The sequence below is a fragment of the Nocardia farcinica genome, assembly GCF_029867845.1.
Taxonomy (GTDB): domain Bacteria; phylum Actinomycetota; class Actinomycetes; order Mycobacteriales; family Mycobacteriaceae; genus Nocardia; species Nocardia farcinica_A.
In genome coordinates, this window is the sequence record NZ_JARWRU010001128.1 from 1 (window position 1) to 9,918 (window position 9,918).

Annotated in this window: 10 protein-coding genes and 1 pseudogene; 9 read left to right on the forward strand and 2 right to left on the reverse strand. The window is 70.4% G+C overall.

Annotation, left to right across the window (positions count from 1 at the left end):
- Positions 1-240: 240 nt before the first annotated feature.
- Positions 241-375, forward strand: coding sequence for a hypothetical protein (locus QH283_RS25135; RefSeq protein ID WP_280505408.1), 135 nt, complete (start codon positions 241-243; stop codon positions 373-375).
- 3 nt (positions 376-378) lie between these two features.
- Positions 379-669 carry a hypothetical protein gene (locus QH283_RS25140; RefSeq protein ID WP_280505409.1) on the forward strand — a complete coding sequence of 97 codons (291 nt, stop codon included), beginning with the start codon at positions 379-381 and terminating at the stop codon, positions 667-669.
- A gap of 56 nt (positions 670-725) precedes the next feature.
- Here QH283_RS25140 and QH283_RS25145 read toward each other — a convergent pair whose 3' ends face one another.
- Together QH283_RS25145 and QH283_RS25150 are read right to left on the reverse strand one after the other, a co-directional pair.
- The gene (locus QH283_RS25145) at positions 726-1,559 is read right to left on the reverse strand and encodes an aldo/keto reductase (RefSeq protein WP_280505410.1); all 834 of its coding nucleotides are present in this window, start codon (positions 1,557-1,559) and stop codon (positions 726-728) included.
- Between the two features lie 24 nt (positions 1,560-1,583).
- Positions 1,584-2,357: a GntR family transcriptional regulator gene (locus QH283_RS25150; protein ID WP_280505411.1), complete on the reverse strand. Its 774-nt coding sequence runs from the start codon at positions 2,355-2,357 to the stop codon at positions 1,584-1,586.
- Positions 2,358-2,765: 408 nt separating this feature from the next.
- Between QH283_RS25150 and QH283_RS25155 the strand changes: the two genes are divergently transcribed.
- The 7 genes and pseudogenes from QH283_RS25155 to QH283_RS25185 form a co-directional block, all read left to right on the forward strand.
- Positions 2,766-2,990, forward strand: a complete 225-nt coding sequence (locus tag QH283_RS25155; RefSeq protein ID WP_280505412.1) for a hypothetical protein — start codon at positions 2,766-2,768, stop codon at positions 2,988-2,990.
- Between the two features lie 398 nt (positions 2,991-3,388).
- Positions 3,389-3,907, forward strand: a pseudogene (locus QH283_RS25160) (D-sedoheptulose-7-phosphate isomerase); the annotation flags it as partial.
- Positions 3,881-5,416 carry a PfkB family carbohydrate kinase gene (locus tag QH283_RS25165; RefSeq protein ID WP_348538313.1) on the forward strand — a complete coding sequence of 512 codons (1,536 nt, stop codon included), beginning with the start codon at positions 3,881-3,883 and terminating at the stop codon, positions 5,414-5,416. The pseudogene QH283_RS25160 and the gene QH283_RS25165, both read left to right, overlap by 27 nt.
- A complete protein-coding gene (locus tag QH283_RS25170; protein ID WP_280505413.1) occupies positions 5,413-6,372 on the forward strand; it encodes an NAD-dependent epimerase/dehydratase family protein in 960 nt (319 codons plus the stop codon). The genes QH283_RS25165 and QH283_RS25170 overlap by 4 nt, the downstream gene beginning before the upstream one ends.
- Positions 6,373-6,386: 14 nt before the next feature.
- Complete coding sequence (locus tag QH283_RS25175) at positions 6,387-7,490, forward strand: hypothetical protein (protein ID WP_280505414.1); 1,104 nt, start codon at positions 6,387-6,389, stop codon at positions 7,488-7,490.
- Positions 7,487-8,758 (forward strand): cytochrome P450, encoded by a 1,272-nt coding sequence (locus QH283_RS25180; protein ID WP_280505415.1) that lies wholly within the window; start codon positions 7,487-7,489, stop codon positions 8,756-8,758. The genes QH283_RS25175 and QH283_RS25180 overlap by 4 nt, the downstream gene beginning before the upstream one ends.
- Positions 8,755-9,918, forward strand: a 1,164-nt coding sequence (locus QH283_RS25185; RefSeq protein ID WP_280505416.1) for a hypothetical protein, incomplete at its 3' end; no start/stop codon positions are given. The genes QH283_RS25180 and QH283_RS25185, both read left to right, overlap by 4 nt.

Here is a 9,918-nt window from a genome sequence, read left to right on the forward strand (position 1 = left end):
ACACCCCCCCCGCCGAGACAGACGAGCTCAAACCTTTGCCCAGCTTCATCCCCCACGCACACCAGCCCCTGCCCGTCAACCTGCACCGCCCCCCCGGCATCTACGGGGTAGGCGGTGGGGCCTGACACCGCCCGACAGATATCCTCGCCCGCCGCCGCGATCATCTCGATCAGTCACGCGCCCAGCCTCCGCGAGGCCGGGACCGCCGCCGAGCGCCGCCACGACAACCCACACTGGCCCGTGCGATCACCCGCCGACGCCCGCGCCGCACTCGTACTGCACGGCGAATGCCCCTGGCACTGCTCCACCCGCCTCGCCGCACTGCTCGTCAGCCGCAACGACTACCAATACTTCCGCGACCGAACCAAGGAGTGAGCCGTGGACACCGCAATCGCAGTCGTGAACCTCGCCGTCAGCGAGTCCGAACCCGCCGACCGAGCCACTCTCGTCGAGCTGGCGGCCTGGCACGGCTGCCACATCACCGACGTGCTCACCATCACTGATGAGACCTACATGCCGACCACGCTGATCGCGCACACCGCCCACACAGCCCGGGCGAGCGCGATCCTCGCCCCGAGCCTGGCGCACTTCGGCACCGCCGCCAAGGCGTTGACCGTGGCCTGCACGTTGGTGGTGCCTGCGACCGTCATCCCGCGCAGACCTGGATGAGCATCCAGCCAGGTTCGCCGAGTCGTTGCCGATCCCGGTTCAGGTCACCGGGTCCGTCAGGAGACGCCGTAGACGGCGGGGTCAGGGCCGGTGCGGGTTCCGTTGTCGAGTGCCGCGAGCAGGTCGTGGTCCTCACCGGTGAGTTCAAAATCGAAGGTTTCCATGTTCGAACGGATTCGTTCGGGTGTCACGGATTTCGAGATCACGAGGTTGCCGAGTTCGAAATTCCAGCGCAGGAGGATCTGCGCGGCGGTCTTGTGGTGGCGCGCGGCGATCTGTTCCACGGTGGGGTCGGTGACAAGCCGGCCGTGGCCGAGCGGGCTCCATGCCTGGGTGGCGATGCCATGACGGCTGTGGAACTCGCGGAGCTGGGTTTGCGGCAGCCACGGGTGCAGCTCAACCTGGTTGACCGCCGGCACGGTGCCGGTCTCGGCGAGCAGGCGTTCCAACTGCGGGATCGGGAAGTTGGAAACACCGATCGATCGGGCCAGACCGTCACTCTTGATCTTCTCCAGGGCCCGCCAGGAATCGACGTAGAGGTCACGGGAGGGCACCGGCCAGTGGATCAGATACAGGTCCAGGTAGTCGAGCTTCAGGTTGGCCAGGCTCTTGTCCAGCGCGGCGAGGGTGGCGTCGTAGCCGAGGTCGGTGTGCCAGACCTTGGTGGTGATGTGCAGTTGCTCGCGGGGGATCCCGGAGGCGGCGATCGCGGCGCCGGTGCCTGGCTCGTTGCGGTAGTAGGCGGCGGTGTCGATCGCGCGGTAGCCGGCCTCGAGGGCAGTGGCCACGGCGGGAGTGGCTTCCTCGTCGGGTACGCGGAACACGCCGAAGCCGAGCTGGGGGATGGTGGTCCCGTCGTTGAGGGCGACGGTGGGGATCGAAGTCTGCATCGCGTTCTCCTGGCCGGGTGGTGGTTAGTCGGGGATGGTGAATCGGTAGCTCATGCGGACGGTGTCGGCCGCGATGACAGCGAGCATTACTTCGACAGCGCGTCCTGCTGTGTCGTAGACGATGCGGGTGAGGTCCAGGACCGGGGTGCCGCCGGGCAGTTGCAGGGCGACGCTTTCTGGGGAGCTTGGCATGCGAGCGCTCCATTCCTCGCTGATCTCGGCCAGCGGTTCACCGGCCTCGTCGAGGCGGGCGAACCCGCCACCGGGCCCGGAGTTCTCTTCGGTGAGCGCGGTGCCCTCGGCGAGGTCGAGGGGATAGTAGGAATCGGCGAGTTGGTGGGGGCGGCCGTCGACGACGGTGGTGCGTTTGCGCACCCACACCGGTGTCCCTTCCTCGATCCCGAACGCGGTCGCGACGACCGCGGGTGCTGGTGTTTCGCCCAGTTCGCGGTAGAGCTGGGTGACCGGCAGGCCCTGGCTGCCGGCTTCGGCATCGTGGATCGCGGTGCCGCCGGTCTTCCAACGGCTGCGGGCGTAGCGCTCGATGCCGTGGCGTTTCGGCTGGGCTCGTTCGCGGACGAACACGCCTTTGCCCTGGCGGGAGATGATCAGTCCTTGCTGGCGCAGCAGGTCGATGGCTTTGCGGGCGACACCGGTGCTGCACAGGTAGGTCTGTCGCAGCTCGTCGTAGGTGGGCAGCTGATCACCTGCGGCGTACTCGCCGAGCTCGATGCGCGCCCTGATGTCGTCGGCAATCCGGGTCTGGATGGACCGTTCGTCGGTGATCTCGCTAGCCATGCCCTTCACGGTATCAGCAGCAAACCTTATGAATGGCACAGTACTTTGCTAGCAAAGTGGTTGACTGCTTGTGTGGCGGAGCTTACATTCGACTGGTACCCCCGAGCTTGGGCAGCGCAGCCGGGTATGGCCAACGCCAACCTCTCGGTGTGCCGTTCGGCGGTCGGGCTCGACGCAACGGGTCGGCCCTCGGGGCTTCGGGGGATTCGCTGACCTATACAGGGAGGAAGGTCGAATGGATCATGTTCTGCCGCAGCGTATTCCCGGTGATTCGCTGTTCACCGGCGGTGGCTGCACCGGCGAGATTTCGGCCCGCTGTACGACGTACCGCCCAGATGCCGGCGATCGGAACTCGCGCTACAGCCGGGATGAACACACCCTTAGGCGCATTCTCGAGCGGCTCCCCGGATGGACGTGCCGACCGCCATCGCGGTGATCGAGACAGAACACCGCGTCAGTGTCGATTTCGGCGTCCCAGGTGTTCCGATCCAGCACTACCGGGCAGCCGGATGCGCGGCCGAGGCCTTCGCCGAGAACGCGGTGCGTCAGGGTTTGGCCCGCGTCACGGTCGACGACCAGGTGACCGACGACCTGCAACAACTTCCTTACCAGCGACTTTTCCTGCCGCGCTGATCGACGACCAGCCTCGCCGTCCAGCGCCGGGCGCGTCTGTGTGCAACCGCAGCACCTTTCTCACACTTCCCTTGCTTTGTCCCAGTCGAGGAGGCCCGAACCGTGCCCCACCTGCGCCGCCGAAGACCGGCTGACTGTGCACGCCGACCACGAACCGTAGTGCCCGGCGTACGAAGGCGCGCTACGGCAAGTCTCCACCGATCTGGGGTGACAAGCTGCCCGCATTTCTCGACGCCCATGCGCACCTGATCGCCGACCTCACTGCAGGGACCAGATCGTTGCTCACCGGGGTCCGCCTCTCTGATCCACCACCGCGCGACCGCGACCACTCCATAGATCTCCCTCATCAGCAAGGACTTTCGTTGAACACCGACACACACTCGACGACGCCGGACCGGATCGCGGCCTTGATCGCCGCCCTGGAATCCCTCGATCTGGCCCGGGTGGCGGACTGGGGGAGCGAGATCGTCGCGCGGGCCGCCCGCGGTGGTCGTCTACTGGTCCTCGGTAACGGCGGATCGGCCGCCCAAGCCCAGCATCTGGCCGCTGAGCTCGTCGTCCGATTCGAGACGGAGCGTGCGCCGCTGCCGGCGATCGCGTTGTGCGCGGACTCGGCGGTGACGACCGCAGCGGGCAACGACTTCGGGGTCGAGGAGGTGTTCGCGCGCCAGGTCCGCGCCCACGCCCGCCCGGAGGACATCCTGCTGGCCCTGTCGACGTCGGGCCGCAGCCCCAACGTGGTGGCCGCTGTCGCCGCGGCGCAGGACCTGGGCGTGACGACCTGGGCCTTGACCGGGCCCGCCGGGTCGCCAGTGGCGCAGATGTGCGATCAAGTGATCACGGTGCCTGCGGAGCTGACCGCGACGGTGCAGGAGTGCCACTTGGCGCTCGTGCACGCACTCTGCGCGGCGATCGACCAGACCAGCACCACGGCGCCCGCCGAGCGCGATCCCGGCCCAATGCCGGTGAGCCCTGCGGCCCTCGGCGGCGAGCCCGCGCGCCCCTCCCCCCCGGTGGCGCGCCGACGCCCGCCGCGCCCGGGCAGTGGGCAGCTGGTGGTGGTCGGGGATGTGCTGGCCGACTGCGACTGGGGCGGTGAGGTCACCCGGGTGTCGCCGGAGGCCCCGGTGCCGGTGCTGTCGGCGCCGACGAAGCAGTGGCGTCCGGGCGGCGCCGGGATGGCCGCGATGCTCGCCGCCGAGGACGGCTGGACGGTCACCCTGATCGCGGCTTGGCCAGCCGACGAGGTCGCCTCCAGAATCCAGTGTCTGCTGCGGGCGGCTGGAGTCCGGCTGGTCGATCTGAGCACCAGCGGGCCGATGCCGGTCAAGATGCGGTTGCGCGCGGGCGAACAGACGATGCTGATGGTCGACGACACCTGTTCGCCCGCACCGATCAGCGCACCGGGCCCGCAGGTCGCGGCCGCGCTGGCCGACGCCGACGGAGTCCTGGTCTCTGACTACGGCCGGGGTGTCGTGGCCCTACCGACCGTGCGGGAACTTCTCGTGGCCGCCGTCGGCCAGGTGCCGGTGGTGTGGGATCCGCACCCAGCCGGCGCGGCCCCGATCCAGGGAGTGAGTGTGTGCACCCCCAACGTTGCCGAAGCTGCCTGGTTCACCGGGGCCTCCGCGCGGGCGGGGCGGGCGGGTGATCTGGATTCGGTGCTCGGGCAGGCGCGAGAGCTCCGGACCGCGCTCGCGTGCCAGTACGTCCTCGTGTCGCGCGGCGCTGAGGGCGCGGTGCTGATCGGCGGTGATGAGGCTGCCCCGCAGGTGATTCCGGCGCCACGTCGGGTACACGGCGATAGCTGTGGTGCCGGTGACCGGCTGGCGGTGGCGGTGCTGGGTGGGTTGATCCGCCGCCGGGGCCCGTCGGCGGCGGCCCGCGACGGAGTTACGGCGGCCACGGCATTCGTGAGCGGGCACCGCGGCCCGCTGTCGAACGGACGCCGCCCGCGCACCAGCGATGCGCTGGCCCTGGCCGAGCAGGTCCGCGCCCGCGGCGGACGCGTGGTGGCCACAGGCGGCTGCTTCGACGTATTGCACGCCGGGCACCTCGCACTACTGGAATCGGCTGCTGCGATGGGGGATTGCCTGATCGTGCTGCTCAATTCCGACGCCTCGGTGGCACGGCTCAAAGGCCCCGACCGCCCGCTGACCCCGGCGCCCGACCGCGTCGCGATACTGTCCGCGCTCGAGTGTGTGGACGCGGTCATCGCCTTCGACGAGGACACCCCCGACGCCGCGATCGCGACCCTGCGTCCGGACATGTGGGTCAAGGGCGGTGACTACACCGCCGCCGACCTGCCCGAGCGCGCCGTAGTGGAAGCTGGAGGTGGCCTGGTCGTCACCGGCCCATACCTCGACGGGGTCTCGACCAGCGAGCTTATTGAGCGGGCGGCGGCCGGGCGGGCGGCGCGGTCATGACCCGGACCGTGCTGGTGACCGGATCGTCGGGCTTCGTCGGCCGCCACAGCGCCGCTGGCCTGCACGCGGCCGGGTGGACCGTGACCGGCGTTGATCTCAGGCCCCCGGTCGAGCCGGTCGCCTGGGCGTCGGTGATCGACGACGCGGCGGCCGAGCCGATCCTGGACCGGATCCGCGGCGGTGAGTTCACCGCTGTGGTGCACAACGCCGCGATCAGCGACACCCGCGCCCCGGACGATCAACGGCTGCGCTACATCAACCGGGTCATGCCGGTGCGGGTCGCGCGCGCTTGCGCGGCGTCGGGTACCCGGCTGATCCATGCGTCCTCGGGCAGTGTCTACGGCCGGGTGCCGCACGGAATCGCGTCCCGCGAAACCGATCCCGCCGATGGGCGCCGGTGCTCGGGACCGCTGACCCCCTACGCCCGGTCCAAACTCGGGCTCGACGAGGCGCTGGTGCGCGCCGCCGCCACCCACGGCCTGGACTTCATCGCCATGCGCTACACCAACGTGGTCGGGCCGGGGGAGCACACCAAGGGCTCGATGGCCTCGATCCTGTCCCAGATCGTCACCACCGCCGCGACCGGCCGCCCGGTGAGGTTGTTCGACGACACCTTGACCGCGGCGCGGGACTACCTGCCGGTGCAGGCCCTGGTCACCCGGCTGCTGGCCCTGCTGGACGCGCCGGGAGTGCACGGGATCTTCAATCTCGGCTCCGGGACCACGGTGAGCTTCGCGCAGCTGCTGGGCTGGTGCACCGCATGGGCGGGCGCGCCGATCCCGCTGATCGGCACCCCGAATCCGGCACCGGCGGCCTACCAGTACTGGACGTGCGCGGACATGACCCGCCTGCGCACCGCGCTGCCCGGGCTAACCCCGGTGACGGTGGCCGACATCGCCGCCGCCGCCCACGCCCTGTTCCTCGACGCCCGCCGCGCTCCCGCGCTGCAGCCCTGATCGGAGATCCCGCCATGCCCATCGACCTTGACCTGCTCACCGGGGAAAAACTGCTGCGCCACCGCATCACCGTGCTGTCGCGACAGCTGCGCGAATCCCCGGACCGCGAGCATCCCCAGCAGCCACGCTTCCTCGACTACGACACCGTACGCACCGGCGACGGCGCCACCTACGCCCGCAAGAAAGTCATCCTGATGTCGGGCGGATGCAGCGTGCCGACCTGCACGATGTGCCCGTTCACCAACTACAACAACCACGGCCACGGCCGCGACCACACCGGTCTGCGCGAGCAGGTCGCCACCGTGCTCGAGCGCGTCGACGGCGAACCCAACTACCAGATGCTGGCCCTCTACAACGACGGCTCCTTCTTCGCCCAACGCGAGATACCCCTCGAGGTACAGCTCGACATCGCCACCCGCGTCGCCGCGACCGGGGTCCGGCGCCTGGTCGTCGAGTCGCTGCCGCAATTCATCACCGAGCAGACGCTGCCGCCGTTCGTCGAGGCACTCGGCCAGGTGCAGCTCGAGATCGGGATCGGGTTGCAGTCCGCGAACCGGCTGGTGCGCGAAACCCTGATCAACACCCGCGTCACCCGCGAGAGCTTCGAGGCCGCGGTGGGGTTGATGCACGCCCACCGCGTGATCCCGAAGGTGTATCTGATGATCGGGCCGCCGCTGCTCACCGAAGAAGAGGCAGTCACCGACGTCATCGACTCCACCGCCTACGTCGCCGAGCTCGGGATCGGCGGGGTGACGCTGTGCCCGACCCGGCTGGCCCCACACACCGTGGCGTGGTGGCTGCACGAACGCGGCCGATACCGGCCCCCGAACCTGTGGGCGGTCGTTGACGCGGTCCGCGCCGCCCAGACCCGCGCCTCGGTGCGGGTGGCGTGCATCAACATGCGCGGCAGCGACTTCGAATCGCTGTATCCGGACTCGTGCCCGCAATGCGCCGACGCGATCGTCGACGGCCTGGTCGCCTACAGCACCAGCGGCGACATCACCGATCTGCCCATCCACTGCGACTGCCGGCCCCGCATCGTCCCGGCCGTGCTCGACCGCGACACCATCCTGGCCCGCGCGACCGCTGCCCTCATCGACGACGGGAACCACCCGTGAACCTGCCACCCGTCCACCCCACACCGGTCGAGCCCGTACCGGGATGGCTTGCCGCGCAACCCGATCGGCTCGGCCCGGTCGTTGCCGTGGCCAACCCGATCGGCGCACCGACCGCCTATGCCCTCACCGCTGCCGCGGTGAGGGAACTCTTCACCGCGGAACGCGCCGGGACGCTCGCGGTGCACAACACGGCTGCGGTACATCGGCTGTTCCGGCGGGCGGTGTTCACGTTGCGTGGCCGCAAGCACGAGGACACCCGCGCCTACCTGACCGCCGGGCTGCGCCGCAGCGCGGTCGCCGCGTATCTGCCCGGCATCGCGCAACTGGCCGACCGGCACGTCGCCGCGTGGGCGACCCAGCCGGGGATCGAGCTGACCGAGGTCGCCCGCGCCTACACCCTCGAGCTGTGCCTGTCGGCGATTTTGGGTCTGGACAGCGCCGAACCGGGCAGGGCGTATATCGGGGAGCTGTTCGAAGCGTTCGTTGCCGGTACCGAGTCCCTGCCCGGCGCCAGAAATCTGGTCTACACCGACGCCGTGGCCGCCGCGGCGGAGCTGCGGCAAGCGTTGGCGCAGTGTGTGCTGCGCGCGCAACACCCGGTCGCGCCGTCGATGCTGTCGCAGCTGATGGCGGCTGCGGCGGTGCCGCCCGCGGGCCAACTCACCGACCATCTGCTCGCGGTGCTGATCGCGGCACGCGAGACCACCGCCGCGGCGATCACCTGGCTGCTGATCGAAGCTGCCCTGCACCCGCGCCTGGCCGCCGACCTGACCAGCGAAGCCCGCACCATCGTGGCCACGCCCACCCGACTGCAACAGCGCGACACCGCGCCCGGGCTGCGCCGGCTACTCACGGAATGCCTGCGACTGCACCCACCCAACAGCCTCGCCACCCGCCGAGCCGAAGCGCCAATCCGGTTAAGCGGCTTCGATATTCCCGCGGGCTGGTACGTCGCCTACAGTGCCCCGGCCACCCACCGGCTGGCTGAGGTCGCCGGGCCCGACTCGGACCGGCTGGATCCGGAACGCTTCATCGGGTCGGCGGGGGCGCGGCGCGCGGGCGGGCTGCTGAGCTTCGGGCGGGGCGCACACGCCTGCGCGGGACGCGAGCTTGCCGAGACCGCGACCCTGCTGCTGGCCGCCACCGTGCTCGCCGCGCACCGCATCACCCTCGAGCGCGCCGAGCGCCCCACGGTGGCCCGCTGGCAGCCCGTGCGCACCCCGGCCGGCCCGGTCCACGCCCAGATCCACCGGCAGGTGGCCCGATGAACATCACCGACATCGCCGCCGCGCTGACCGGATTCGAGCAGCAGGACGCGGGGCGGCTGCATCTGATCGCCTCGGAGAACGACCTGCCCGCCGCCGCGCGCGCGGCGTATCTGTCCCCGGCGCTGACCCGCTACTGCTTCGGCGGTGAGGGAGAGGCGAATTGGGCGTGGCCGGGCCGCGAACCCCTGGCCGCCCTCGAAGACGCCACCCGCGCCAGGATCGGCGCGCTGCTGGGCGCGGCCTCGGTGACCGTGAAGCCGCTGTCGGGGCTCTCGGCGATGACGGTGGCGCTCTCGGCGCTGGCCCTGCCCGGCTCCACCGTGTTCGGGCTGGCCCAGACCGACGGCGGCCACGGCTCCACCGAGTTCGTCACCCGCCGCCTCGGCCTGGACTGGCAGCCGCTGCCGACCCGCGCCGGCCACATCGACACCGCCGCCCTCGCGCGCAATGTCGCGACGGTCACCGGGCCGGTGCTGATCTACCTCGACGCGTTCATGGCCCTGTTCCCCCACGACCTACCCGCGATTCGGGCCGCGGTGGGCCAGCGGGCGGTGATCCACTACGACGCCTCCCACACCCTCGGCCTGATCGCCGGCGGCCGGTTCCAGGACCCCCTGGCCGAGGGCGCGGACAGTATCGGGGGCAGTGTGCACAAGACCTGGCCGGGCCCGCCCGGCAAAGGGATCCTCGCCACCAACCATCCGGTGCTGGCCCGCCGGATCGACGAGCACGCCACCGGCTGGATCTCGCACTCCCATCCCGCCGACCTGATCGCACTCGCGGTCTCGACGGCCTGGATGAGCGAGCACGGCCGCGACTACGCCGCCGCGGTGATCTTCAACGCCGCCACACTCGCCAGCGGCCTGGACGGCGCGGGGATCCCGGTGTGCGCGCGCGACGCCGGATACACCGCCTCGCATCAGGTATGGGTCGACATCGACAGGATCTGCCCCGCCGAGACCGCCGCGGCGCGCCTGTGGGAGGCCGGGATCGTCGTCAACGCCATCGACATCCCACACCTGCGCGCGCCCGGCCTGCGCCTGGGCGTACAGGAACTGACCTTCGGCGGATTCGACACCGAGGCCATGAGCGAGCTGGCCGCGCTCATGGCCGACGTGCTGACCCAGCGCACACCCGCGGCGGGGGGCCGCGCGCGGGGG